The organism is Thermodesulfobacteriota bacterium (genome assembly GCA_030583865.1).
In the GTDB taxonomy this organism is placed as follows: domain Bacteria; phylum Desulfobacterota; class GWC2-55-46; order GWC2-55-46; family GWC2-55-46; genus UBA5799.
The window spans coordinates 196658-222506 of the sequence record CP129479.1 but is presented as its reverse complement, the minus strand read 5'-3'; the positions used below and the strand labels follow the sequence as shown (position 1 = coordinate 222506).

The following is a 25849-nucleotide window of genomic DNA, read 5'->3' as shown; positions in this document are numbered from 1 at the left end:
CGCGCCCATGACCTGCTTCTCTCCTCTTGAAGCCGGCCCCGGCTGCCCGGTTGCCTCCCGCGAGGGGCCATTATGAAATGGAATAAATACTGGTACAATAAGCTCCTCGCGGCCCTTCTCGCCTCATTTGCGGTCTATTCGCTTCTGGGGTTCCTCCTCGTCCCGTATCTTATACAATCCCTCGCGCCCAAGAAGCTTACGGAGCTTCTCGGGCGCGAGACCTCTCTTGAGGAGGTCCGCTTCAATCCGTACAGCTTCAGCTTCAGGCTCTCCGGCTTCAGGGTCATGGAGCCCGGCAAGGCGGAGGTGTTCGCGTCCTTCGGCGAGCTCAGGGTGAACCTGCAGGCAAGGTCGCTCCTGAAGGGCGGGATCACCGTGAAGGAACTCGCCCTTGACAAGCCTTACCTGAGGGCCGTCCATAACATGGACATGAGCTATAATTTCTCCGACCTCATCCCCGAGGGTGCTCCCGATGAAAAGGAGGCGGCGTCGGGGGAGCCTCTCAAGTTCTCCCTCAACAACATCCGCGTGACCGGTGGAAGCGTGGATTTCATCGACTTGCCAAAGGGCAAGTCCCACGCGGTAAGGGAGATGAACGTCGAGATACCGTTCATCTCCAGCATACCGAGCGAGGTCGAAATATTCGTAAAGCCTTCATTCTCGGCAAAGGTGAACGGGACGCCTTTTGACCTGAAGGGAGAGAGCAAGCCCTTTGCCGATTCTTTCGAGACGTCGCTCGCCATAAGCATTGAGGCGCTCAGCCTTCCCGAGTACCTCGCGTACTCCCCTGTTCCGCTCAAGTTGAGGATGCCTTCAGGGACGCTTTTCGCGGACCTCGGGCTCTCTTACATACAATACAGGGACAGGTCTCCCGAGCTTGCCTTGAAGGGCGCGCTTAAGCTCAGGGACCTCGACCTGAGGGACGAGCATGGCGGAGAGGTCGCAAAGGCGCCCGAGCTGGACATCGACATCGCCTCTGTCGATATCTTCGCCGGAAAGGCGCGCCTCTCTTCCGTTACCCTCTCGCGGCCTGACATCGCGCTCGTAAGGAGAGCCGACGGCGCCATAAACTTCCTCTCGCTTTTCCCCGGTTCTGCCGAAAGAGAACCTCGCGAAGGTGACGCCGGGTCCAGCCTTGAGGTCGATAGCATAGAGGTCTCCAGGGCGCGTCTTTCCTTTACTGACTTGACGGGAAGCAGGCCCGTCCGCCTCGCATTCGACCCTGTAGATTTTTCTCTGACCGGCTTTACCACCCTGCCGGGCAGGCCCGGAACGGCGCGCCTCGATTACAGGGCGCCTTCAGGGGAGGCCGTGCTGGCCGAAGGGAGCCTCTCCGTTAATCCGCTGGAGGCGGAGCTCGAGTTGAAAGCCGAGGCCCTGGATGTAAGGCCGCTCGAGCCGTACATCGACGGCTTTCTCGATATGAAAATCACAAGGGGCGCGGCCTCTGCCTCGGGTAAGCTTCTTGCCGGGCTCGGGCATTCGGGCATGCGCATCTCCTATAAGGGGAACGGGGGCCTTTCCGGATTTTCAGCGCTCGACGGCTTGAACGTCGAACCTTTCATGAGGTTCGGCTCTCTTGCCCTGAACGGCGTCGAGTTCGACCTTGCCCCTTTCCGCTTCGTTGCCAGGTCAGTCATGCTTTCGGATTTCCACGCGAGAGTCGTCACAGGCCGCGAGGGAGGGCTGAACGTCGCCGCGATAATGAAGCCCATGCATGCCGGCAATGCGGACGCACCGGCCCCTGCGGCAGGGCCGGGAGCGGACGGGCCCTCGTACATGAGGATTGACTCTGTCACGCTCAGAAACGGCAGAGTGGATTTCACCGACCTGCAGGTCGAGCCCGCGTTTTCCACGAGCATCGAGGGGCTTAACGGCAATATGAGGGGGCTCTTCCTTGACGGCAGCAGGATTGCGGAGCTGGCACTTTCCGGCAAGGTCGATAAGTACGCGCACCTCGAGGCCGAGGGTAAGATCAACCCGAATAAGGACGACCTCTTCATCGACATGCGCATCAAGCTGGACGGCTATGAGCTAAGCTCAATCACGCCCTATTCCGGCAGGCACATCGGGTACGTGGTCGAAAAGGGGAAGATTTTCCTGGACCTTGGTTACCGTATCGAAAAAAGGGCGCTCAAGGCCGCAAACGAGGTCCTTATAGACCAGATAACACTCGGGCAGAAAGTGGACAGTCCGCAGGCGACCGGGCTTCCGGTCGCGTTCGCAATAAGCCTCCTCAAGGACAGGAAGGGGCAGATAACCCTGGACCTGCCCCTTTCCGGCTCACTTGACGACCCGGAGTTCAGTGTCGGCGCCCTCATTGTGCAGGTCATTTTCAACCTCGTGGAAAAGGCGGTGACCTCGCCCTTTGCGCTTATCGGAGGGCTATTCGGGGGAGGCGAAGACCTCGGGTACGTGGAGTTCTCCGCTGGAAGCCGCACGCTCACCGTGGACTCCGTCAAAAAGCTCGATGCGCTTGTGTCCGCGCTTTACGAACGGCCTGGCCTGAAGCTCGAAATCGAGGGGTACGCGGATTATGAAGAAGACGCAAGGGCCGTCGCCGAAGAGAAGTTCACGAGGGCGCTAAAGGCCGAAAAGCTCAAGGCCGCCGCAGGGGGCGGCGGCCGCTCCATCGACGATGTTGAAATCGGCAATGACGAGTTTGAGAAATATCTGTTCCTCGCCTACAAGAGGGCTGAATTCCACAAGGAGAAGAACTTCCTGGGCATGGTGAAAAAGCTCCCGGCTCCCGAGCTTGAGAGGCTTTTAAGGGAACATACCCTGGCGACCGGCGACGATTTGAGAAGCCTTGCGGGAAGCCGCTCCAACGCGGTCAGGGACTATATACTGGGTACCGGCAAGGTCGAGCCTTCGCGGGTCTTCATCCTCTGGTCAGGGGACCTCGAAGCCGGCAAAAAGGAGGGGGTCAGGGACAGCCGCGTCGAGTTCAAGCTGGAGTGACCCGCGGGTGTCGGGCCGCGCCAGTAACGAGAATACAAAAAATGGGGGTTACAAATGGCCACTCGCCGTATCTACATGCTCTGCCTGGCATGCGCTTTTTTTCTTGCCGCGTTCTCCGCGCCCGCCGGCGCGGATGAAGTCGTCCTCGAAAACGGGGACACCATCACCGGGAAGGTGACGAGGATCGAGAACGGTGTCCTGACGGTCTCTACGACATACTCGAAGCCCGTGAGCATCACTACCGACAAGGTCGCGAGGATTACGACCGACGAGGCTGTCGATATTCATCTATCCGGTGGCGAGGTGGTCCGGGGGAGGCTTTCCACGACGACACCCGGCCAGGTGGTCGTCGAGCCCGGCGAGGGCAGGGGCGCTGTAGCGATAAGCTGGGACAAGATAGAATCTCTGAACCCGCCCGCGAAAGAGGTCAAGTGGACCGGCAACGTCTCCATCGGGGCGAACTCGCAGTCCGGCAACACGGACAGGACCAGCGCCTCCATAGGCGCGGAGGCGGTCAAGAAGTCGGACATCGACCGCGCCACATTCAAGCTCCTCTATAACTACGCCGAGGAGGGCGGCAGCATGTCGGCGCGGAACGTATACGGGATGCTCAAATACGATTATTTCTTCACCGGCCGCCTTTACGGATACGTGAGCGTAGAGATGCTCTCCGACAGGTTCAGGGACATAAAGCTCAGGAGCATCGTGGGCCCTGGCGCGGGCTACCAGGTGTGGGACGACGACGCCCGGTCGCTCCGCCTTGAGCTCGGCGCGGCCTTTTTCTCAGAGGACCTCTACCTCGGCGCGGACGACTCCTGGGCCACTTCCCGCGCCGCGGCAGCGCTCAGGTGGAAGCTATCAGGCAATCTCGAGTTCAGCGACAGCCTGGTGGTGAACAACAGGCTCGACCAGCCCGACGACTACCAGCTGCGGAACGAGGCCGCGATAACTACGTCGCTGGGCGCGGACTGGGCCATGAAGCTCTCGAATATAGTGGAGTACGACAGCGAACCTTCAGAGGGAGTCAAGTCAACCGACCTTTTCTGGATACTCGCGCTGCAGTACTCTTTTTGAGAATTGGATGAGCCGTATTGGGCGGGTCTCCTGAATGGAGAGGGCTGGCGTCCCGGGTGATAGTACTTCGATCTAGGAGGGGAGACGGGGAGGGAGCTTCCGGTCAAGGCACTCTGCCGCTCTTGAGATAGACCCTGCACTCCTCGCTCCCTATCCAGTCTATCTTCATCATGTTGGTAGCGCCCCGCATGCCCACCTTGCTCCCGGAGACGACCACTATCGTGTCCCCGAAGTCCGCGAGCCCGCGGTCCAGGAGCGCGGCCTCCCCCCTGCATATCATCTCGTCGGTATGCTCGCCGAACTCGACTGTAAAGGGCGTGACGCCCCAAAGGAGCGCGGCCCTCCTCCGGATGTTTTCCTGGTTCGTGAATGCGATTATGGGCGTTATCGGCCTGAGCTTGGATAATAGCCTGGCCGTCTCCCCGGTCTGCGTGAAGACCACGACGGCTTTGGGCCCGACCTCTTCCGATGCCGCGGTAGCGGCATGGGCCACGGCCTGTGCAAAGGAGAACGAGCCTGCCGGGGCCTTCCTCCTCCGGAGGAGGTGCTTGTGGGCGAGCGCGGCCTCCTCGGCCTCCGTAGCTATCCTCACCATTATCTCGACCGCCTTCACTGGCCACCCGCCGACCGCCGTTTCTCCCGAGAGCATCAGGGCGTCAGTGCCGTCGAATACGGCGTTCGCCACATCCGACGCCTCGGCCCTGGTGGGCCTCGGGTTCCCTATCATCGACTCCATCATCTGTGTGGCGGTTATGACGACCTTACCGGCCTCGTTGGCCCTGGTGATGAGCTTTTTCTGCAGCACTGGAATTTCTTCTGTCGAGAGCTCGACCCCGAGGTCGCCGCGCGCTATCATTATGCCGTCCGACTCCTCGAGTATCGCGTCGAGGTCCTCGACGGCCTCGGCCTTCTCTATCTTGGCTATCACGGGGATGTCGGCTGAAGACCCGCTTATTATCCCCTTTATGCGGGCTATGTCGGATGCGCTCCTTACGAAAGAGAGCGCGATATAGTCGACCCCCTGCTCGATCCCGAATGCCAGGTCGGCCAGGTCCTTGTCCGAAAGGCAGGGCGCGCTCACGGCAACGCCCGGGAGGTTCATGCCCTTGTTCTCCTTGAGCGCCCCGCCGTAGACGACCCTGGCGCGTATCACATCGCCCTCGACACCCGTTACCGACGCCTCGATGAGGCCGTCGTCCATAAGTATCCTGTCCCCGGGCTTTACGTCCTTGTAAAGGTCGGCGTAGGTAGTGGATATCATCCGCTCGTCGCCGTCCGGCTCGCTCGCGGAGATGGATATCTCCTGGCCCGGGACAAGCTCTATCGAAGGCTTTCTCAGGCGGCCCACCCGTATCTTGGGGCCCTGGAGGTCGAGGAGTATGGCTATGGGGAGGTCAAGCTTACTGGAGGCGGCGCGGATGGAGGAGATGACTTTGCCGTGCACCTCCCTTGTGCCGTGGGAAAGGTTCAGCCTCAATACGTCCGCCCCCGCGAGCATGAGTTTCTCTATGACCTCGGGCGAGCTCGACGAGGGACCTATCGTTGCGATAATCCTTGTCTTTCTTTCAGGTATGGGCATACTTTTCCGTCCAGCGTATTATCCCACTCCGAAAGGACGGAGTCAACTGGTTGCGGCCCCTCCTTGACAAAACCTCCCCCAGGGGTTTACATTGCCCTCTGCCCCCCTAAGTCATTTCAAGCAGACAGGTGAATCGAAAGATGGATTTCGGCCGTTTCAGGATATTCTCATTAAGCGACGGTTCCTTCAGGCTTGACGGCGGCGCCATGTTCGGGGTGGTCCCGAAGGCCATGTGGGAACCCCTTTGCCAGCCGGACGAGAAAAACCGCATACCACTTTCGATAAGGCCGCTCCTCATCCAGACCGGGAGCGAGAACGTGCTCGTCGATACCGGCATAGGGGACAAGGGGGATGCGCGGTTCAGGTCCATTTACGCTGTAGAGAGGGGCCGCACGCTCTCCGGGTCGCTTGAGTCTATCGGGCTCTCCCCCTCGGATATCGACATCGTCATCAATACCCACCTCCATTTCGACCATGCGGGCGGCAATACGGTAAAGGAGGACGGGGCCTTGAGGCCCGCGTTCCCGAGAGCGCGCTATATCGTCCAGCGCGGGGAATGGGAGGCGGCCCTCAACCCGAACGAAAGGACAAGAGGAAGCTATTGTCCCGACGATTTCCTGCCTCTCCTGGAGGCCGGGCAGCTGGAGCTTATCGAAGGCGACTGCGAGGTCGTAAGCGGGGTATCCGTCATAAGGACGGGCGGGCACAACCGGGACAACCAGATCGTGAGCGTCCGCTCGGATGGCATGACCGCCGTTTTCACTGGAGACCTGATACCGACCACGAGGCACCTCCGCATCCCCTTCATAACCGCCTATGACCTTTTCCCCCTCGACACTCTGAAAGCCAAAAAGGAACTCCTCTCCGAGGCCGCCGAAAACAGATGGCTCCTCATATTCGAGCACGACCCGGCCATGGAAATGGGCTATGTGCGGTTTATCGGCAAGGACCCGGTGCTTGAGATAGTGCCGCAAGGCCCGGGGCCGTCAGGAATCTGACCTTGCAAAGAGCAAAACGCGATTTTACGCGCCGCAATGCATGCAGGCCTGCGTCGAAGCCGGGCAGCATAGATTGGATTTTTTCCATCCTCACCGACTAAAGTCACTAAACAACCGGGAGGGTCGTGTTATAACGCTGCGCTCCAAATGGCGGTCTGATTGTGGTATAGTCCTTCTTCGGCCCAAAGACGGGGTCAAACGGCAGCATCAAAAACAGGAGGTGCTTATGGGAACCAAAGCGGCAGCGTTTATCCTCACTCTCCTTGTAACGGCAGTTCTCTTTACTTCAAGCCCTTCTGCATCGGACTGGACCCTGCCGGACGACCCGCTCTACCAGGCGAAGATAAGCACCGAGGAGGCGAAACTCAGGGCCGCGGTAGACCCTCTTGAAAAGGCGGCCCTGCATACCGAGTTTGCCGGGAACAGGCTCGCTGAATTGCAGGAAATAGGCACGACAAAACCCGGGCTCGCCCGGGGACTGGCCGACAGGTATGGGGCTTCGGTCAGGGCGGCGATGGATGAGGCGGAGCTGGCCCAAAGCCTGGGAATGGATGCGGGGAGCGCACTTGAGCGGGTCGAGGCCGCGACCATGAAGCACACCGAGGTGCTGGCCGGACTGCTCGAAAAGGTGCCTGCTGAGGCCAGGCCCGCCATCGAACACGCCATGGAGGTGTCGAGAACAGGACGGGACCATGCCCTTGGCGCGCTCGAAAGGATACGCGCCTCGGAACCTGCCAGGCCCGAACGCATCGAGAAGCCCGTACGCATTGAGAGGCCCGAGCGTCCAGCCGGGTTGCCGTCCGGCGCGATAGAGCGCCCGTCGATTCCCGCGCGGCCCGGGCGCCCCTGAACCTGCTTGACAGAAGAAGGGACCAGTCGATTCGTGAAAAAAATATTCGTCAGTCTCATTTTAGCGGCGTTTCCCTTAGCAGCCGGGGTGTGCGGCGTTCAAGCGGCTGAAACGGTTTCGGAGCGGGTGAAGCTTGGCATCGGCTTCGACTTCAGCACGGGCAAGTACGGCTCCTCTTCCTCGACCGACGTACTGCAGATACCCGTTACCGCCGCGTACGAAAGCGGCCCGGTGATGTTGAGGCTCACCATCCCCTACATAAAAGTCACCGGCCCAGGTGACGTGGTGGTCGGAGGGGCGAACGGTTCACCCGTGGTTGTCATTAGGGACGGGGCGCGCCGCACGGAATCCGGCATTGGGGACATAACGGCCGGAGTGGCATATAATGTTCTGGACCTCACGGAGAGCCGGCTCCTCGTCGACCTTGCCGCAAATGTCAAGCTCCCGACCGCTGACGAAACAAGGGGGCTCGGCACGGGCGAGATTGACTATTCCTTTCAAATCGATGCAGTAACGGTCCGGGAAGAGGTCACCTTTTTCGGTACCGTCGGATACAAGGTCTTTGGCGAGCCTGACGCTTTCGCCTTGGAAGACACAGTTTTCGCGAGCTTTGGCGGCGGCTACAAGCATGCCTCCGGCACGGTCGCTGGCCTGATATTCGATTGGCGGCAGGCCGCCTCGCCGGGGACCCAGGCGCCCTTCGAATCGACAGTGTACCTGAGCCGCGAGCTGTATCCGGACCTGAACCTGTCCGGGTACATTTTGAAAGGCTGGTCAGACGGGAGCCCGGACTTCGGGTTCGGCCTCAGTGTCTCGTGGAGGATGTGAGTCTAAATTGAGCCGGACATGAAAGCGCACGGCGGGAACGAGATTGAGCCGCCGCGCTCACCGCGGCGATACCGCAGGCAATCAAGAAGCATATAAAAAAGCCGGCCCGGGAATCCGGACCGGCTTTTTTTCAGACCGTGGAGTCATCTCAACAGGTAAAGCCCGTACTGTTAAGCTCCAAATCGCAATCGGTCTGTGGTATAAAGGCTATGTGGGCTGGTCAATAGCCCTTTAGCCAAGGCCTGCGGATGCCGCGAGACAAGCCCGGAGCATCTGCGGGACCGTCGAGAAACGATAAGACTGGACGCTTACTGACTGGCATTAGATCTTGAGATCGGGAACGGGCAGCTTGTGAAAAAACCCATCGTCATTATCAGCCTTCTCGTGTTCGCGTCTCTTCTTACGATGACGGCGCGGCCCTCGAGCGCGGCGGATGAAGCCCCCAGGATTATCAAGCTGGGCGTCGGCTTTGACCTGAGCGTAGGCGACTACGGCGGGCGCGAGGCCAGCGACATAGTGCAGGTGCCGGTCTCCGCCTCGTACGAAAGAGGCCCGCTCAGATTGAAGCTCGTCATTCCGTACAGGCAGGTAATCGGCCCCGGGAACGTGGTGCCTGCGGGGGTGAACGCAATTCCTGTAGTGGGCAGAAGGCCCGGAGAGCGCCGGGAGAATTCCGGCCTGGGCGACATAGTGGCCGGGGCGTCTTACAATGTGATGTACCTTCCGGAGCGGCCGCTACTTTTGAGCCTCGCGATGAATTTCAAATTCCCGACCGCTGACGAGTCAAAGGGCCTCGGCACTGGCGAAACAGATTACTCATTGCAGGCCGACGCTCTAACGGCACTGAACGATTTATCCCTTTTCGGCGCCATCGGGTATGAGTCGTTCGGGAGCCCCGATGCCTTCACCTTGAAGAACGCGATTTTCATGAGGGCGGGCGGCGCCTACCCGTACGCAAGGGAATCGGCCGCTGGCCTGATATTGGAGTGGCGCCAGGCCGCCTCGCCCGGGGTCCCTTCTCCTCTGGAGACGACCGTATTCGTGAGACAAAGGCTGTCCCCTGTGCTTGACCTGTATGGATACATCCTGAAAGGATGGTCCAAAGGCAGCCCCGATCTCGGGTTCGGCGTAAGTATCTCGCGAAGGATGTAGAAGAGCACACCCATTTTCATGCGACTCACCCCCCTTTGTCCGGCTTTTTTTCTGGTCATGCTCCCATTTAATGAGCTATAATCAGTAGTTAAATCAAGCTCAAAGACGGCTATATACGCATGGCGAGAAAAAAGACAGGGAAGGCCGAGGCCATCTCCTTCGAATCCCCGCTCCCCCTTGGCAAAGACGAGCTGGTAATCGAGGGGCTCAAGCAGAATAACCTCAAGAATATCTCGGTCCGCATCCCGCATAACCTCATAACGACCATAGTCGGGCCGAGCGGCTCGGGGAAGTCCTCGCTCGCCTTCGACACCCTTTTTGCCGAAGGCCGATGGAGGTTCATAGAGTCGCTCTCCACCTACACGAGGCTTTTCCTCGAAAGGATGGACAGGCCGGACGTGGACGCAATAAGGAACATCCGGCCCGCCATAGCGGTCGAGCAGAAAAACCCGGTCCGCGGCAGCCGCTCGACCGTCGGCACGACTACCGAGCTTAACGACTACCTGCGCCTCCTCTTTTCCAGGGCCGGGAGGCTCCACTGCCCGGCCTGCGGGTTTCCGGTGAGCCAGGGCGGTCCGGGCCATGCCGCTGACGAGCTCCTCTCGAAATACGAGGGCGAGCGCGCGTACATAGGTTTCAACCTCCCCCTCAACGGCAGGACTTCTGAGGAGGCCGTCTCCATGCTCCTCCAGAAGGGCTACATACGCGTAAGAAAAGGTTCGGAGATAATCGACATATCCGAGGGCGTTCCTGGCGGGCTCAAGGGCCGCCTGGAGGTGGTTGCGGACAGGCTCTTCATCAAGAATAGCGAGAGGCGCAGGCTCACCGAGGCGCTTGAGACGGCCTTCAGGGAAGGCGGCGGCTCGGCATGGGCCTTTATGCCGGAAAAGGGCGAAGAGGCCTTTTCAAAAGAGCCTTCATGCCGGAACTGCGGCGCCAGGGTCGAAAGGCCATCTCCCATCTCCCTCTCCTTCAACCACCCGGTGGGCGCCTGCCCGGAGTGCAAGGGTTTCGGAAATGTGCTCCGCTTCGACGAGGCAAAGGTCGTGCCCGATAAGTCCCTTACGCTCCGCGAGGGCGCTATCGAGCCATGGACAAAGCCGTCCTACCGGTGGTGGCACGAAGAGCTCATAAAGCACGCGCCGCGACACGGGGTCGATATAGACAAGCCTTTCGGGAAGCTTACGGCCAGGGAGCGGGATATCGTCTTCGGCGGCGCGCCCGGCTTCGAGGGGATAGAAGAGTTCTTCGACTACCTGGAGAGCAAGAAATACAAGCTGCACATCAAGGTGTTCAGTTCGCGCTACAAGGGGCAGGTAACCTGTTCAGCCTGCAAGGGGGCAAGGCTCAAGAAAGAGGCGCTCTCCTTGAAGATCGGCGGTCTCAACATAGCCGAGGCCAGCGCTTTGACTATAAAGGACGCACTCTCGTTCTTTTCATCCCTGGAGCTCGCCCCCTTCGAGGCCGCGGTCTCGGAGGAGGTCCTCAAGCAGATACGGACCAAGCTCGAGTTCCTCAGCCAGACCGGGCTCGGCTACATAACCCTGGACAGGCTCACAAAGACCCTCTCCGGCGGGGAGGCGCAAAGGGTCACCATAGCGACCCAGCTTGCGTCCTCGCTCTCCGGCGTCCTCTACATACTCGACGAGCCGTCCATAGGGCTCCACCCGGTCGACATTGACCTGCTTACAAACCAGCTTAAGAGGCTTTCCTCGATCGGGAATACCGTCGTAACCGTCGAGCACGACCCGTCCATGATGGCGAAATCAGACCACATAATAGAGCTCGGCCCCGGCGCCGGCGAAAAGGGCGGGCGGGTAGTATGGGCCGGGTCCACACGCGAGTTCCTTGAATCGGCGCGCACCCTGACCTCTGATTACCTCACGGGCCGGGAGACCATACACGTGCCCAGATGGAGAAGGAAGGGGAGCGGCAGGTCGCTCGTCATCCGGGGCGCCTCGGGCAATAACCTGAAATCCGTTGACCTCGAAGTGCCGCTGAAGACCATGACGTGCGTTACCGGAGTTTCCGGCTCAGGCAAAAGCACGCTCATAGTGGACACGCTATACCCGGTGCTCGCCGCGCACTTCGGCGAGAAGTCGGAGCCGCCTCTCCCGTACTCGTCCGTGCAGGGCCTTGACAGGGTCTCGGGCGTCAAGCTCATCGACCAGAGCCCCATAGGAAGGACGCCGCGCTCGAACCCCCTCACCTACATAGGCGGTTTTGACGACATACGGAAGATATTCGCCGGGATCTCATCTGCCCGCGTCATGGGGCTTTCCCCCGGGGACTTCTCCTTCAACGTCGCCGGCGGCAGGTGCGAGTCGTGCAAGGGAGAGGGGTTTGAGAAGCTCGAGATGTATTTCCTCCCTGACGTATACGTAAAATGCGCGGTATGCCGGGGCAGGAGGTACAAGGGCCACGTCCTCGACGTCAAATACAGGGGAAAAAGCATATACGATGTACTTGAGACGACTTTCGAGGACGCGATGGCGCTTTTCCCGAACGAGCCCGCGCTACAGAGGAGGTTTTCCGTCCTCAGGGAAGTTGGCCTGGGGTACCTTAAGCTCGGGCAGAGCGCGACCACCCTTTCCGGAGGCGAGGCCCAGCGGCTGAAAATTGCACGGGAACTCGTGGAGGAGTCCTCCGGGGACGTCCTATACATACTCGACGAGCCCACAACGGGGCTCCACATGGACGACGTGAAAAAACTACTCGCGGTGCTCGGAAGGCTTGTCGATTCCGGGAGCTCGGTCCTGATGATAGAGCACAACCTCGACTGCATGAAGACGGCCGACCACATAGTAGACCTCGGCCCTTCGGGCGGAGATGAAGGGGGTCGGATAGTGGCTGCCGGCTCCCCCGAGGAGGTCTCGATGAACCCCCGGAGCATAACCGCGAAATACCTGAAAAAGGCCCTGCAGAAAAACACACCCTTTTAAAGCCCGTGCGGCTCAAGTCAGCCCCGAAAACTCCGATGTAAAAACAAGGCATCCGGATTATTTTCCATATTCATCTGGAATCCGTGCCTCAACTCACATATTCATTTCGGAAACAAGCGTATGATGCATTCCCGAAAGGGACGGCAGAGCTGGCCGGAGGAGCTGGATTTTCCTGAAAAAACCCGTGATTCAGGCGTTTTTCAGAGGAGAGCGGGGCAGGCATTTTCCTTGACAGTGCGGTTGTACGCGGGTAAGATGAATGGCATTCATGTGGAAAAGGACTACTGCTAATGCGAAAGATCGTCTTCATCGAGCCTAACCCCCCTGATTTTCATATCTTTACGAGAATGCCCCTTCCGCGGCTCGGCACGGTGCTTCTGGGCACAAGGCTCAGGCAGAGCGGCTATGAGGTGAAAAGCTATGTGGAGTCCGTGGGAGAACTCGATCTCAAGGACGTCCTGAGCGCCGACCTGGTCTGTATTTCCACCATAACCTCGACATCCAGCAGGTCTTACGAGATAGCCAAGCTCGTGAGGAAGGCCGGAATACCCGTTGCAATGGGCGGCCCCCATGTAACCTACCTCCCTGAGGAGGCCCTCCAGTACGCGGATTACGTGCTCCGCGGCGAGGCCGACGACGTCATCGTGGATTTCATAAAGGCGTTAGAGACCGGAAAAGGGCTCGACAAGATAGCCGGGCTCTCGTATTACAAGGACGGCGCCATAAAGCACAACTCCACCGCCCCGTTCTGCAAGGACCTGGACACGCTCCCTGCCCCGGACTTCAGCCTCATAAGCGGCATGGAGACCGAGAACATAAGGAAGCTCACCATAGCGCCTATAATGACTTCGCGGGGGTGCCCCTATGACTGCAGCTTCTGCTCGGTCACCGGCATGTTCGGCCAGAAGTACAGGTTCAGGAGCAAGGAAAGGGTCATAGAAGAGCTCGAGAACCACAGGAGGTACGGTGGGAACTGGGTCTTTTTCTACGACGACAACTTCTGCGCCCACAAGAAGAGGACCAAGGAACTCCTCTCCACGATGATAGAAAAGCGCCTGACGCCCAACTGGACGGCCCAGGTCAGGGTGGAGATCGCGAAAGACCAGGAGCTCCTGGATCTCATGCGGAAATCGAAATGCCACACCGTCTACATAGGGCTCGAGTCCATAAACCCGCAGACCCTAAAGCTCTATAACAAGCAGCAGTCGGTCGAGGACATAACGAACTGCATAAGGACGCTCCATAAGAACGGCATAAGGATACACGGCATGTTCGTCTTCGGCTCCGACCAGGACACGACCGACACCATAGCCGAGACCGTGAAGTTCGCGAAGAAGAACGACCTCGAATCGGTCCAGTTCCTTATCCTTACGCCGCTGCCGGGCACCAAGTGCTACAGGGACCTTGAAAGCGAGGGGCGCATAATAAGCAAGGACTGGAGCCTCTACGACGCCCACCACGTGGTCTTCGAGCCCAAGCTCATGAGCTACTACGAGCTCCAGACCGAGACCATGAGGGCGACCAAGGAATTCTATTCGCTCTGGCAGATAGCGAGGAGGGCCGCGCGCTTCGACCTCTTCAATGTCGGCATAAAGACCTACGGACACAGCCTTACCAAGAAGTGGATAAAGAACAACCAGTACTTCGTCGATTACACCAGGGCCCTCACCAGCGCAGGCAAAAAGATAGAGCTTGCGGCAAAAAAGACAGCCGAGGACGTCAAGGAGAAGTTCCGGCAGATAGAGCTTGCGGGCGGCATCCCCGGACAGAGCGCCGGGTCCCCGTACAACCGCTGAAGGTGACGATGAAACCGACTCTCCTTGCCGCCGCGCTCTCGTTGACGCTCTTCGCCGCCCCCTCGTGGGCTTCGACCACGGACGCGGGCTGGCCGGCCGTGGCGGAGGGAGGGTCGCAGCTTGCCTCCCTGGTCCAGGATAGCTCCGGGCGGCTCTCGACAGAAGGGCTCGGCGCGCCCGCCGGACAAGTCCCCTTCCAGAACATCACCACTTTAAGGTACGCTTACGCGCTGTACCTATGCGATGCCAACTCTGATACCGGCGTAATGCACTTTGACTACACCGGTTCCGCGCCGGCGGTGAACGCGCCCTCATGCCAGGCGGCAGGCCAGGTTGCCTCCGGCCATGCCCTGCCTCCGTTCCTCGTGGCCGAGGCCTCGATAGAGGAGGCGGTGGAAGCCGAAGAGGTGCCCGGGCTTCCGGAAATCCCCATCGTTGTCAACAAGAACGTCGAGTCCTTCATAAGGTACTTCCAGACTAACGGGCGGAAACACTTTGAAAAATGGCTCGTTAGGAGCGCGGACTACATGCACATGCTCCAGGCGATACTGCGCGAAAACGGCCTTCCCGAGGACCTTTCCTACATAGCCTTGATAGAAAGCGGGCTAAACCCGACCGTAAGGTCCCACGCGAACGCCGTAGGCATGTGGCAGTTCATAAAAGGCACGGCCGTCAGGTACGGCCTCAGGGTGGACTGGTGGATAGACGAGAGGATGGACCCCGAAAAGGCCACGTACGCTGCCGCCAGCTACCTTAAGAACCTATACGGGATGTTCGGCTCGTGGTACCTTGCGGCTGCGGGCTATAACGCCGGGGAAGGACGGGTCGCCAGGGCCATAAAGAAGCAGGGCACCGAGGACTTCTGGGAGCTCGCCAGCAAGAAAAAGGTCCTCCACCGGGAGACGCGGGAATACGTGCCCAAGTACCTTGCCGCCCTCACCATAGCGAAGGACCCGGAGCAATACGGCTTCAGCCCCGTCGTCTTCAACGAAGGGCTCCGTTATGACAAGGTCCCGGTTAAGCAGGCGACCGACCTCCGTGTAATCGCCGCCGCCGCCGGCACGACCGTCGAGGAGATAAGGAAGCTCAACCCCGAGCTCCTGCGCTGGTTCACCCCGCCCGATTATCCCGGCTACCAGGTTAAAATACCTGCGGGCACGGCGGAGATGTTCGTAGAGAACATGAAGAAGGTCCCGCCCGCGAAAAGGGTTTCTTTCGTGCAGCACAAGATAAAGCGCGGGGACACGCTCGGCAGGATAGCCGCCAGGTACGGGACCGAGATAAAACCCATAATGCACCTTAACGAAAACCTAAACCCGAAGAGGCTCAGGCCCGGCACCGTAATAATGATACCGGTCAGGGCAGACCGCAGCGCGTCGCTGGAGAGCCCCTTCGCGGCGTTTGAAGCGGTAACCGTTACGGAGCCGCAGGGCTGATAGCACGTCAGCTTTTGACTGAAACGAACCCTTCCCATTCAGCTCTTAATCCGATTCCCTTCTTCTAGACCGTTTTGACGCGATGCGATTTTTTTTCACGCGAAACGAAAGACCTTTTCCGCGCTTCCGCGCGGTCCGGGGGTAAGGCTCGCTTGCCAGCCCCTCCCCCACCCCGTGAACACACAAAACCAGAGCAGAGACCCAGGAGTTTTTTCTGGGTCGAGCGAGCGGATGTAAATACGGAAATCTTCCTCTTGCGTTGGAGATTCCCGGCGGAATGCCGGTAATCTCCAACGGGCCCCTGAAGTCGCGGAGTTTACCCTGAGCGAGTGAAACGAAGGGGAAGGGCCTAGTTCTGCTTTCCCGGCCCGTTCACGCTCTTCCTCCTTTATGCAGCGCTCGCCTTACCCTCCGGGGTTTGTTAAAGATAAAAAATCTCACAGCACTTTTGTTTTTGCATTTAAAACAACCCCGGGCATAAGGCGGAGCGGACATAGGGATGGAGGAGGGACGGGCGAGGCGGGGCAGCAGGAGCGAGGGCAAAGGCCGAGCGACATAAGAGCCGAGCCCGGAGGATGGAGGGGAGCCTCATGCCCAAAAAGCGCGGCAGCGCGTTAAAGCTCTTTTTGATCTGCCTTCGAGCAGTGTGTCTCTCCCTGGCCCTTCTGTATCTTCTTACCCATTTACACGCAAGCCTTATGGTGATATGTTTTACACTATCAGGATGTTGAAAAAGTCCTTCCTGGATTTTTTCAACTACGGCTTGGCCGGAATGAATACGTCCAAGCCTCACAAATTGCTCGACTTGGATAGTCTTCGCAATTTGGCAATCCATCCGTGGATTGCATAGCAGGGTGTTTTTCAACACCCTGCTATGATTAAATTGAGGCAACCTCTAAAAATTGCAGATCTTCCCGCAATAAAAGGCCGGGAATAAAAAGCGGAGCATATATGGCAATATGCGAGCATTTTTATTCCAGGCATGACAAAGAGTCCGGGGAAAAGATCAATTTTTGAGAGTTGCCTTGAAAGGGTATGTCATGATCTCCGTAAGAGAAGCCCTCGAGACCATACTCAGGGAAATAAGGCCGCTCGGTGTAGAGAGCGTCCCTGTTGAGGAGGCGCTCGGCAGGGTGCTCGGGGAGGACATAAAGGCCAGGGGCGGAAATCCCCCGTGGGACAACTCCGCCATGGACGGCTACGCGCTACGCGCTGCCGACACCTCCGGCGCTTCGCCGGAAAAGCCCGTCAGGCTCAAGGTGCTCTACGACCTTCCGGCGGGCCAGACGCCCGGGGAGCCGGTCGCGGGAGGGTCCGCTGTCCGCATAATGACCGGCGCGCCCGTGCCTCAGGGCGCGGACTCGGTAATAATGGTCGAGAGGACCGAGCCGGGCGAAGGGTACGTACTCGTAAAGGCCCAGGCCCGGCCCGGCGATAACATAAGGCGCCAGGGCGAGGACTTCAAGGCGGGCGAGACCGTCATTGGGAGAGGCGCGCTCATCCGCCCCTCGGAGGTGAGTATGCTCGCCACGGTCGGCGTGCCATTCGTCTTCGTTCACAAAAGGCCCCGCGTGGCCGTCATATCGACGGGCGACGAGCTCTCGGACATATTCGAGGCTCCGGGCTTCGGGAAGATAACGAACAGCAACGGCTACGCACTCTCGGCGCTCGTAAAGGCCGCAGGTGCGGCGCCGGTCCAGCTCGGGATAGCGCGGGACACGAGGGAGAGCCTTCGCGAAAGGCTCGAGGCCGCGATGTCTTCGGACTGCATCGTGTCCTCGGGCGGCGTCTCGGTCGGCGATTACGACTTCGTAAAGGACGTCTTGAAGGAGATGGGCTCGTCGATGATATTCTGGAAGGTGGCCATGAAGCCTGGAAAGCCCCTCGCCTTCGGCGTTATCGGCGGAAAGCCCGCCTTCGGGCTCCCCGGGAACCCGGTCTCGTCGATGGTGGCTTTCGAGCAGTTTGTGAGGCCATCTCTTCTCAAGATGTCCGGAAGGAAGGACCTTTTCAGGCGGGCGATCAAGGCGCGCATTACGAAAGACCTGAAGATCAAGCCCGGCAGGATGAACTTCATAAGGGCCGAGCTCTTTCTCGAGGAAAAAGGCTTTGCCGCCACCCCGCTTGACGGCCAGGGCTCGGGCATGATATCCACCATGGTCAGGGCAAACTCCTTTATCATAGTCCCGGAGGGCGGGGAGGGGTTCAGGGCCGGAGAGACCGTACAGGTGCAGCCATTTGACGAGACAGTCCTCGGAAGCGCTGTCCCCGCCTTTTGATATGGCAGTTAGCTGAAAAACTCAAACCACATTCAGGCTGCTCAAAAAGCTCCAGATGCGAGGCGTCGAGAAGCGAGGAATGAGGCGTATTTTTTGTATACGCCGCAGTGACGAGCGACGAAGACAACGAAGCAGATGGACTTTTTGAGCAGCCTGATAGGAGAATGCGATGTTCAAGACAGTGGAGTGGAAGGACAATTCCGTTGTGATGATAGACCAGCGGCTCCTTCCCGAAAAAGAAGTTTACAGGAGATACCGCTCGCACAAGGACGTTGCCGGGGCCATAAAGGACATGGTGGTCCGGGGCGCCCCGGCAATAGGCGTTGCCGCGGCAATGGGCGCGGCCCTCGGCGCCCTCGGGATAAAGGCCGGGGGAATGAAGGCCTTCAGGAAGGAGTTCGACAAGGCAACCGGGCTGATCGCCTCGGCCCGGCCCACGGCCGTGAACCTCTTCTGGGCGATAGAGCGGATGAGGGGGGTCGTGGAATCCTCCCCGGGCCTGGATGTGCCGGCACTCAAGAAGAGGCTCGTCAAGGAGGCCTTGACGATGCACAGGGAGGATATCGAGATAAACCGACTTATCGGCAAGCACGGGGGGAGGCTTCTAAAGAGCGGCTCCGCCGTCCTTACTCATTGCAATGCAGGGGCGCTTGCGACCGCCGGGTACGGGACCGCTCTCGGCGTCATAAGGGGCGCTATCGAGCAGAAGAAAAAGATAAAGGTATATGCGGACGAGACCAGGCCTTTCCTGCAGGGCGCAAGGCTTACCGCATGGGAGCTAAAGAAGGACGGGATAGACGTGACCCTGATAACCGACAACATGGCCGGCTACATGATGCAAAAAGGGCTCATAGGCTCGGTCGTGGTCGGCGCGGACAGGATAGCCGCGAACGGGGACGTTGCCAACAAGATAGGCACTTACACGGTCGCGGTGCTCGCGAGGGAGCACGGCATCCCGTTCTATGTGGCGGCCCCGCTCTCTACCATCGACCTGAAGACCCCGCACGGCGACCTCATCCCCATCGAGGAGAGGGACCCTTCGGAGGTAACGCACATACAGAAGAGGCGGATAGCCCCGAAGGGCGTGGGCGTAAGAAACCCCGCATTCGACGTCACGCCCGCAAGGCTCGTAACCGGCATAATAACCGAGAAGGGCGTCGTGCGGGCCCCTTATAAGAAGGGTCTCAAGGCGCTTTTTAAATGACGAAAGGCTGCTTATGTCCATAACCGGCTTCATGATAACGGTAGGCGTGGTAGTCGCCATGATACTCGTCTACAAGTACGCCGACCGGTTGGTGAAGAAGATGGACCCGGGCACGGTAAAGACCCTGAACTGGATTGGTTTCATAGTTGGAATCGCGGGCGGGGTCCTCTGGTATGCCACCTCAAACGGCATATTCATGTTCATAACCCTGGCCGGGGTACTGGTATACTTCCTTTTTTACGGCTACGACAGCATGGAAGAAAAGGAAAAACGCGGCAATCCGTAAGCCCTCCCTTGACGCCCTCCGATGCTGGTATATACTTTTTTATATGCGGCATAAAAACCAGCAACTTTAAAAAGAGGGGGGCAGAAATGAGGAAAAGCAATTTCTTCCGACTGGCTGCAGCTTTTGGCTTGGTATTAGCCGTTGCCGCACCTTCCGCCTACGCTGCCGGCGAGAGGACCGGCGCCGGAGCGGACGTAGAGAAGTTCAAGACGCAGATACAGGAAAACACCGATCTCTCCCAGGCCGACATCGACGCAATAGAGCCCCAGCTTAACGAGTTCGCCCAGCACGACGCGGACCCCCAGGCCGTATCTGACCTGGCCAAGACGGCCGTTGACAACGACTGCACCGGCCCTTGCCTTAGGGACGTTCTCGCCAGCATGAGCAGCGCCATGCAGAGGGGGCTCTCTGATACCGACGCCCATGACATGGTCTCACAGACGCTCCGCGACCAGGTGCAGGCCCGCGAGGGCGAGGTGGCCGACCCTGCCGACCTCGGCAGCGACATACGCGCGAGCGTGGATTCGCAGCTTGCAGGTATGCCGGGCGGTGAGGGTGCAATGGACGGCGGAACCACGGGCGGCGGCGCTGCCGGCGGCACCATGAGCGGCGACGCCGGGCAGACCGGCCAGTCCTACTGACGCAGGCCGGTTCAGGGCCTGGCAAAAAGCCGGGCTCCCGGGCAGATTGGAACCACAGGCAAACAGGCGGAAAGGGGCCTCGGGTCCTTTCCGCGCGTTGCTTGGCGAGCGCCTCGGAGAATCTAGTCCAAGCCTCGCAAATTGCTCGACCTGGATGGTCTTCGCAGTTTTGCAGTCCATCCGTTGATTGATTAGCGGGGTGTTTTTTCAACACCCAGCTCATAAAAAAAGCCCCGCCTTCAAGGCGGGGCTTTTTTATTTCCCGGACAAGAGGCCCTCAAAATCGTCCAGGGCAAGACGCATGTTAGGGACGAGCGTGCCCTCGCTTGAGAGCCTTTTCAGGTCTTCAAGGGAATACCACCCGAATGAGGGTATTTTTTCCGGCTCCATTATCCTGGGTACTCCGGAAACTATTTCGCAGAAATACATCCTGACAATGAAATCCCCCTCGGGCGAATGGGTCCTGTATTCGCCGAACAGCCCTGTGACCCGCACCTCCGCCCCGAGCTCTTCCCGTATCTCCCTCGTGACCGATTCCTCCCAGCCCTCGTCTGACAGTTTTTTTCCGCCCGGAGGCTCGACCCTCAGCCCGTGCTTCACGTTATGTACGAGGAGCACCTTCTTGTCCTTTATGATTATTCCTGCGGACATCTCGCGCATGGAGACATTATGCTTTCGGGAGGAACAGAAAACAATCACTATTGCATTTCTCCGGGTCCCATTCCCTATCCCCTTGTTTTCCGTTGCGTTTATAGAGCGGCCCTGCTATCATTGCCTAATAAATAGGCAGAGTGCGCATGACTACCCACCCATCCCAGCTTTCCCTGGAAGACATACTCGAAAGCCTGGCCGAGGGCGTGATCGCCGTCGGCCCGGACATGGAAGTCTGCGTCTTCAACCAATCGGCTGAAAAGATGACCGAGCTTTCGCGTTCCTTTGTGCTCGGCAAGCCGCTTGACGCATGCTTAAAGCGGAACCCGCGCATAGCCGAGATGCTCCGGGAAACATTGGCCAAGGGTCGCATCTTCGCCGAGTACGAAGAGAAGCTCTGGAGGAGGATCACAGGCGACGCCTTGCCGGTGAGCGTGACCACAAGCCTCGTCTTCGACCCCGAAGGCGGCCTGAGGGGGGCCGTTGCGTTATTGAAAGACCTCTCGGGCATAAAGCCCCTCGAAACGAGCGCCCTCCGGAAGGAGCGGCTCGCGTACATAGGCGCCTTCGCCGCAAACCTCGCGCACGAGATAAGAAACCCGCTTAGCGGAATAAGGGGCGCCGCCCAGCTCCTCTCGAGGAAGGCCCCTGACAAGGGCCTCAACGAATACATGGAAGTGATCATAAAAGAGGCCGACCGCCTGAACGGCATACTTAACGAGATGCTCGACTTCGCAAGGCCCGCCAGGCTCGTTAAAAAGCCGGTCAACATACACCAGGTGCTCGACTCCGTGGTCCTCCTCCTCGGAGAGGGGGCAGGGCGCTGCGCCTTCGTAAAGAGCTACGACCCGAGCATCCCGGAGGTCGCCGGGGACGAGGGGCAGCTCAAGCAGGTCTTCCTCAACCTGGTAAAGAACGCGATCGAGGCCGTCTCGGAGAGCGGCATCGTGAGCGTCTCTACAAGGGCCATAACCGAATTCCACATGGGCGAGGGCGGCACGGGCCGCATGGTATCCGTAGAGGTCCGGGACACCGGGTGCGGGATAAAGCCCGAAGACCTTGAAAACGTCTTTACGCCCTTTTTCAGCACAAAGCCCAGGGGGAGCGGCCTCGGCATGGCAATCACCCTTAAAATAATCAAAGAGCACGGCGGTCACTTGAAGATAGCTTCAGAGCAGGGAGAAGGCACCTCGGTCCTTGTCTATCTCCCGGTAGAGGACAGGGGGGCGGGATGAGCGCGGAAAGGGTGCTCGTTGCGGACGACGACGAGAGCGTATTATGGGTGCTGGAGAGGTTTCTCAGGGAGAAGGGGCTTGATGTGGTCAGGGCCTCGGACGGCGGCGAGGCCTGGAAGATACTTTCGGGGCAGGAGGTCTCTCTCGCCCTCCTTGACATAAACATGCCGGGCAAGGACGGCTTGAAGCTCCTTACAGAGGCGCGGGAAGCCGGCCTCGGCGCTTCCTTCATCATAATGACCGCCGAGCCGAGCATGAAGAACACTCTCGAGGCCATGAAGCTCGGCGCCTTCGACTACATAACCAAGCCCTTTGACCTCGCCGAGGTGGAGCTCACTGTCGAGCGGGCAATCGAGAACTCGAGGCTCAAGGAAAAGGTCTCTACCCTGAAGGAAAGGCTCCTCCAGAAGCTCTCGGACGAGACCGTCTTCATCGGGAAGAGCAAGGCCGTGGAGGAGGTCTTCAAGAAGGCCGGGAAGGTCGCCGCGAGGGACGTTACCGTCCTCGTCCTCGGCGAGAGCGGCACGGGCAAGGAGCTGCTTGCGCGGCTCATCCACGTGAACAGCCCGAGGGCCGAGGGCCCCTTCGTTGCCGTAAACACCGCGGCAGTGCCCAGGGACCTCATGGAGAGCGAGCTCTTCGGCTTCGAAAAGGGTGCCTTTACCGGCGCTGTCGAATCGAAAAAAGGGAAGTTCGAGCTTGCCGACAAAGGCACCCTTTTTCTCGACGAGGTAGGCGACATGAGCCCGGACCTGCAGGCGCGGCTTCTGCGCGTCATACAGGAGAGGGAGTTCTACCGCGTTGGCGGCAGGGAGCCGGTGCGCGTGGATGTCCGGATAATAGCGGCCACCAACCAGGACCTTGAAAAGGCCGTTGCCGGGGGGGGCTTCAGGGAGGACCTCCTGTTCAGGCTCAACGGCATAACGCTTACTCTTCCGCCGCTACGCGACCGGAGGGGAGACGTCGCGGTGCTTTCGCAGCACTTCCTCGAGAAGTTCAGCAGGGAATTCAACTGCGGGCCGAGGTCGTTCGACGGATCCGCCCTCGAGGCGCTCGAGGCCTACCAGTGGCCCGGGAACGTCCGTGAGCTTGAGAACACCGTAAGGCGGGCCGTCCTGATGTCGCGGAGCGTCAGCATCAAGGACGAAGACCTTGCCCTCCCGGAGAAGCGGGCAAGGAGGGAAGAGTCCATCGAGGACATGATTGCCGCGCGCCTGAGGCCCATCATCGACAAGACGGACCACCGCTCAAGGCAGGAGCTCTACTCCTTCATCATGCCGTACATGGAAAGGCCCCTCATAAAGCTTGTGCTGGAGAAGACCAGGGGCAACCAGGTGCAGGCCGCGGAGATGCTCGGCATAAACAGGAACACCCTTCGGAAGAAGATACGGGAGCTCGATATAAGCATGGGGAAGCTCAAAGGATGAAGAACTCTCATCCCACGTTCATCTCGGGCCTGTACGCCATTGTCGATTCGGCCTACGTGAGCCTTGAAAGGGCGGGCGAATGCGCTGACGAGCTCGCCTCTGGCGGCGCAAGGATCGTGCAGCTCCGGGCAAAGGGGGAAACGAGCGGCGCCATGCTCAGGGCGGCGCTGGAGATGAGGAAGGCCCTTGCGGGAAGGGCCATCTTCATCGTAAACGACAGGATCGACATAGCCCTCATGGCCTCTGCCGAAGGGGTGCACCTCGGCCAGGACGACATACCGCTGAAGGACGCAAGGAGGCTCCTCCCCTCTTCGGTAATAGGCGTATCCACCCACAACCGCGAAGAGGCGAAAAAGGCCGAGGCCGGAGGAGCGGACTACATCTCGTTCGGCCCCATATTCCCCACAAGGACTAAAACAGACGCGGACACGCCGAAGGGATTATCGGGGCTCAAGGAGGTCTCCGCGAGCGTGCACATACCGGTGGTCGCAATCGGCGGCATAACAGGGGAAACGATAGTATCTGTCCTGGAATCCGGCGCCTGTTCAGCCGCGCTTATATCCGACATACTCCTTGCGCCGAGCATAAAGGCCAAGGCGGCATCGATATCGGCGCTCATATCCAGGGCCCGTAACCACGGCTGAAGGCTTAGCCGCGCCCCTAAAGCGAATATCCGCTCTCGCTGTGCTGGGTGATATCGAGCCCCTGCACCTCGTCCTCTTCCGCGACCCTGAGGCCGATCGCCCAGTCGAGCGCCTTGAGGATTATGAATGTGAGGACAAAGGCGTAGGCCGCGCTCGCGCCGACCGCTATGAGCTGTTTAAGAAGGAGCCCGGCCCCAGCCCCTCCGAAGAAAAGGCCGTCAGCTCCGGCCGCATTCACCGCGGTCGAGGCAAAGAGGCCGGTCGCGATAGCGCCCCAGACGCCGCCGACGCCGTGGATGCCGAAGGCGTCGAGCGAGTCGTCATATCCGAGGAGCGGCTTGAGCCGCGTAACCGCGAGATAACAGACCGCACCGGCTGCAAGCCCGATAAATATCGACGATACCGGGCCCACGAAGCCGGCTGCGGGCGTTATCGCGACCAGGCCTGCAACTATGCCCGAGGCAAGGCCCAGGAGCGTGGGCTTTCCCCTGTGGAGCCACTCGACAGCCATCCAGGAGAGGGCCGCAGCTGCAGCCGCGGTGTTAGTGACCATGAAGGCGGTCGCGGCAAGCCCGTTCGCGCCGAGTGCGCTACCAGCGTTGAAGCCGAACCAGCCGAACCAGAGAAGCCCGGCGCCGATTAGCGTAAGCGGGAGGCTATGCGGCAGCATGAGGTCGGTCCCGTATCCCTTTCTCCTCCCGGTCACAATGGCCGCTGCAAGCGCGGCCACCCCCGAGCTTATGTGAACGACGGTGCCGCCCGCGAAATCCAGCGCTCCCATCTTCCCTATCCAGCCGCCGCCCCAGACCCAGTGCGCGAGCGGGTCGTAGACGAAGGTCGTCCAGAGGAGCGCGAAGGCAACGAAGGCAGAAAACTTCATCCTCTCCGCGACAGCGCCGGTTATTATGGCGACGGTTATGACCGCGAACATCATCTGGAAGACCATGAAGGCCTGGTGGGGTATGGTAGCCGCGTAGCCTCCAGGCTCGGGCCCGACGCCATTGAGGCCGATGAGCTCGAGCCCGCCTATGAGGCCCCAGCGGTCCGGGCCGAAGGAGAGGCTGTAGCCCCAGAGCACCCACTGTATGCTCACTATCGAGAGCGCGGCAAAGCTCTGCATTATCGTTGAAAGGACGTTTTTCCTTCTCACGAGGCCCGAGTAGAATAACGCGAGCCCGGGCGCGGTCATAAGGAGCACGAAGGCCGTGGACACGAGCACCCAGGCCGTGTCTCCCGTATCGATGGATGGCGCTTCCTCCGCAGCGGCCCCAAGCGGCAGCAGAACAAGGACCAAAAGAGCGTATATTACGGTTTTCATTTTTTCCTCCTCGGTTACTCTTTTTTCTTCTTAGCAGCTTGCTGAAAAACTCCGTTTTTATTCAGGCTGCTCAAAAAGCTCCAGATGCGAGGCCCCGTTTAAACAGGGGAGCGAGGAATGAGGCGTACTTTTCGTGTACGCCGGAGTTACGAGCGACGTAGCACTTCGACGGAGAACGACTTTTTCAGCAGCCTGTCACAGGGCGTCGCTCCCGCGCTCACCCGTCCGTATCCTCACCCCGTCCTCTATCGGGCTAATGAATATCTTGCCGTCCCCTATCTTCCCGGTCTTTGCCGCGTTCATGATGGCCTCGACCACCTTCGGCGTAAGCTCGTCTGTCGTCACCACCTCCACCTTTACCTTGGGCAGGAAATCGAGCGTGTACTCCGCGCCACGGTAGAACTCGGAATGCCCCTTCTGCCTGCCGAAGCCCTTGACCTCCGAGACGGTCATGCCCTCGATATTTATATCCCCGAGCGCCTTTTTCACTTCGTCCAGCTTGAACGGTTTTATTATTGCCTCCACCTTCTTCATTTACGCCTCCTTGA

The 25849-nt window shown here is 59.4% G+C and carries 20 protein-coding genes; 16 read left to right on the top strand and 4 right to left on the bottom strand.

Annotation, left to right across the window (positions count from 1 at the left end):
• Positions 1–72 precede the first annotated feature (72 nt).
• Positions 73–2961: a DUF748 domain-containing protein gene (locus QY316_01060; protein WKZ33028.1), complete on the top strand. Its 2889-nt coding sequence runs from the start codon at positions 73–75 to the stop codon at positions 2959–2961.
• Positions 2962–3015: 54 nt separating this feature from the next.
• The gene (locus tag QY316_01055) at positions 3016–4035 is read left to right on the top strand and encodes a DUF481 domain-containing protein (protein WKZ33027.1); all 1020 of its coding nucleotides are present in this window, start codon (positions 3016–3018) and stop codon (positions 4033–4035) included.
• Positions 4036–4138: 103 nt separating this feature from the next.
• Here QY316_01055 and pyk read toward each other — a convergent pair whose 3' ends face one another.
• Positions 4139–5614, bottom strand: coding sequence for a pyruvate kinase (gene pyk, locus QY316_01050; GenBank protein WKZ33026.1), 1476 nt, complete (start codon positions 5612–5614; stop codon positions 4139–4141).
• Positions 5615–5754: 140 nt separating this feature from the next.
• On the opposite strand from pyk, the gene QY316_01045 reads away from it, so the two are divergent.
• From QY316_01045 to QY316_00995, 11 genes are all read left to right on the top strand, one after another.
• Positions 5755–6612: an MBL fold metallo-hydrolase gene (locus QY316_01045; GenBank protein ID WKZ33025.1), complete on the top strand. Its 858-nt coding sequence runs from the start codon at positions 5755–5757 to the stop codon at positions 6610–6612.
• A 226-nt stretch (positions 6613–6838) separates the two neighbouring features.
• Positions 6839–7462: a DUF5667 domain-containing protein gene (locus QY316_01040; protein ID WKZ33024.1), complete on the top strand. Its 624-nt coding sequence runs from the start codon at positions 6839–6841 to the stop codon at positions 7460–7462.
• Between the two features lie 126 nt (positions 7463–7588).
• On the top strand, positions 7589–8290 hold the full coding sequence (locus tag QY316_01035) for a transporter (protein ID WKZ33023.1): 702 nt from the start codon (positions 7589–7591) through the stop codon (positions 8288–8290).
• 351 nt (positions 8291–8641) lie between these two features.
• Positions 8642–9442, top strand: coding sequence for a hypothetical protein (locus QY316_01030; GenBank protein WKZ33022.1), 801 nt, complete (start codon positions 8642–8644; stop codon positions 9440–9442).
• Between the two features lie 119 nt (positions 9443–9561).
• Positions 9562–12384, top strand: coding sequence for an excinuclease ABC subunit UvrA (uvrA, locus tag QY316_01025; protein WKZ33021.1), 2823 nt, complete (start codon positions 9562–9564; stop codon positions 12382–12384).
• Positions 12385–12674: 290 nt separating this feature from the next.
• Positions 12675–14180, top strand: coding sequence for a radical SAM protein (locus QY316_01020; protein WKZ33020.1), 1506 nt, complete (start codon positions 12675–12677; stop codon positions 14178–14180).
• A gap of 8 nt (positions 14181–14188) precedes the next feature.
• A complete protein-coding gene (locus QY316_01015) occupies positions 14189–15616 on the top strand; it encodes a transglycosylase SLT domain-containing protein (protein ID WKZ33019.1) in 1428 nt (475 codons plus the stop codon).
• 1040 nt (positions 15617–16656) lie between these two features.
• Positions 16657–17895, top strand: coding sequence for a molybdopterin molybdotransferase MoeA (locus tag QY316_01010; GenBank protein ID WKZ33018.1), 1239 nt, complete (start codon positions 16657–16659; stop codon positions 17893–17895).
• Positions 17896–18064: 169 nt separating this feature from the next.
• A complete protein-coding gene (gene mtnA, locus QY316_01005; GenBank protein ID WKZ33017.1) occupies positions 18065–19099 on the top strand; it encodes an S-methyl-5-thioribose-1-phosphate isomerase in 1035 nt (344 codons plus the stop codon).
• A gap of 13 nt (positions 19100–19112) precedes the next feature.
• A complete protein-coding gene (locus QY316_01000; protein ID WKZ33016.1) occupies positions 19113–19385 on the top strand; it encodes a hypothetical protein in 273 nt (90 codons plus the stop codon).
• Positions 19386–19513: 128 nt separating this feature from the next.
• Positions 19514–20026 (top strand): hypothetical protein, encoded by a 513-nt coding sequence (locus QY316_00995; GenBank protein WKZ33015.1) that lies wholly within the window; start codon positions 19514–19516, stop codon positions 20024–20026.
• A 255-nt stretch (positions 20027–20281) separates the two neighbouring features.
• Here the strand turns inward: QY316_00995 and QY316_00990 are convergent, their stop codons facing one another.
• Positions 20282–20686: an NUDIX hydrolase gene (locus tag QY316_00990; protein ID WKZ33014.1), complete on the bottom strand. Its 405-nt coding sequence runs from the start codon at positions 20684–20686 to the stop codon at positions 20282–20284.
• Positions 20687–20823: 137 nt separating this feature from the next.
• Here QY316_00990 and QY316_00985 point away from each other — a divergent pair, with 137 nt between their 5' ends.
• Genes QY316_00985 through thiE form a run of 3 tightly spaced genes read left to right on the top strand, consistent with a single transcriptional unit; the run spans position 20824 to position 23983 of the window.
• Positions 20824–21912, top strand: a complete 1089-nt coding sequence (locus tag QY316_00985) for an ATP-binding protein (GenBank protein ID WKZ33013.1) — start codon at positions 20824–20826, stop codon at positions 21910–21912.
• A complete protein-coding gene (locus tag QY316_00980; protein ID WKZ33012.1) occupies positions 21909–23339 on the top strand; it encodes a sigma-54 dependent transcriptional regulator in 1431 nt (476 codons plus the stop codon). Before QY316_00985 ends, QY316_00980 begins: the two co-directional genes overlap by 4 nt.
• On the top strand, positions 23336–23983 hold the full coding sequence (gene thiE, locus QY316_00975; protein WKZ33011.1) for a thiamine phosphate synthase: 648 nt from the start codon (positions 23336–23338) through the stop codon (positions 23981–23983). The genes QY316_00980 and thiE overlap by 4 nt, the downstream gene beginning before the upstream one ends.
• 16 nt (positions 23984–23999) lie before the next feature.
• Here the strand turns inward: thiE and QY316_00970 are convergent, their stop codons facing one another.
• Entirely contained in the window at positions 24000–25301 is a 1302-nt protein-coding gene (locus QY316_00970) for an ammonium transporter (GenBank protein WKZ33010.1), read from the bottom strand.
• Between the two features lie 195 nt (positions 25302–25496).
• Complete coding sequence (locus QY316_00965) at positions 25497–25835, bottom strand: P-II family nitrogen regulator (GenBank protein ID WKZ33009.1); 339 nt, start codon at positions 25833–25835, stop codon at positions 25497–25499.
• Positions 25836–25849 lie beyond the last annotated feature (14 nt).

Excerpts from the sequence above, each read along its gene's own strand:
- pyk (WKZ33026.1), bottom strand. The coding sequence starts at position 5,614 with ATGCCCATACCTGAAAGAAAGACAAGGATTATCGCAACGATAGGTCCC.
- QY316_01015 (WKZ33019.1), top strand. The coding sequence starts at position 14,189 with ATGAAACCGACTCTCCTTGCCGCCGCGCTCTCGTTGACGCTCTTCGCC.
- QY316_01055 (WKZ33027.1), top strand. The coding sequence starts at position 3,016 with ATGGCCACTCGCCGTATCTACATGCTCTGCCTGGCATGCGCTTTTTTT.
- QY316_01010 (WKZ33018.1), top strand. The coding sequence starts at position 16,657 with ATGATCTCCGTAAGAGAAGCCCTCGAGACCATACTCAGGGAAATAAGG.
- QY316_00990 (WKZ33014.1), bottom strand. The coding sequence starts at position 20,686 with ATGCGCGAGATGTCCGCAGGAATAATCATAAAGGACAAGAAGGTGCTC.
- QY316_01060 (WKZ33028.1), top strand. The coding sequence starts at position 73 with ATGAAATGGAATAAATACTGGTACAATAAGCTCCTCGCGGCCCTTCTC.
- uvrA (WKZ33021.1), top strand. The coding sequence starts at position 9,562 with ATGGCGAGAAAAAAGACAGGGAAGGCCGAGGCCATCTCCTTCGAATCC.
- QY316_01000 (WKZ33016.1), top strand. The coding sequence starts at position 19,113 with ATGTCCATAACCGGCTTCATGATAACGGTAGGCGTGGTAGTCGCCATG.
- thiE (WKZ33011.1), top strand. The coding sequence starts at position 23,336 with ATGAAGAACTCTCATCCCACGTTCATCTCGGGCCTGTACGCCATTGTC.
- QY316_00985 (WKZ33013.1), top strand. The coding sequence starts at position 20,824 with ATGACTACCCACCCATCCCAGCTTTCCCTGGAAGACATACTCGAAAGC.
- QY316_01045 (WKZ33025.1), top strand. The coding sequence starts at position 5,755 with ATGGATTTCGGCCGTTTCAGGATATTCTCATTAAGCGACGGTTCCTTC.
- QY316_00965 (WKZ33009.1), bottom strand. The coding sequence starts at position 25,835 with ATGAAGAAGGTGGAGGCAATAATAAAACCGTTCAAGCTGGACGAAGTG.
- QY316_00970 (WKZ33010.1), bottom strand. The coding sequence starts at position 25,301 with ATGAAAACCGTAATATACGCTCTTTTGGTCCTTGTTCTGCTGCCGCTT.
- QY316_01040 (WKZ33024.1), top strand. The coding sequence starts at position 6,839 with ATGGGAACCAAAGCGGCAGCGTTTATCCTCACTCTCCTTGTAACGGCA.
- mtnA (WKZ33017.1), top strand. The coding sequence starts at position 18,065 with ATGTTCAAGACAGTGGAGTGGAAGGACAATTCCGTTGTGATGATAGAC.
- QY316_01020 (WKZ33020.1), top strand. The coding sequence starts at position 12,675 with ATGCGAAAGATCGTCTTCATCGAGCCTAACCCCCCTGATTTTCATATC.
- QY316_00980 (WKZ33012.1), top strand. The coding sequence starts at position 21,909 with ATGAGCGCGGAAAGGGTGCTCGTTGCGGACGACGACGAGAGCGTATTA.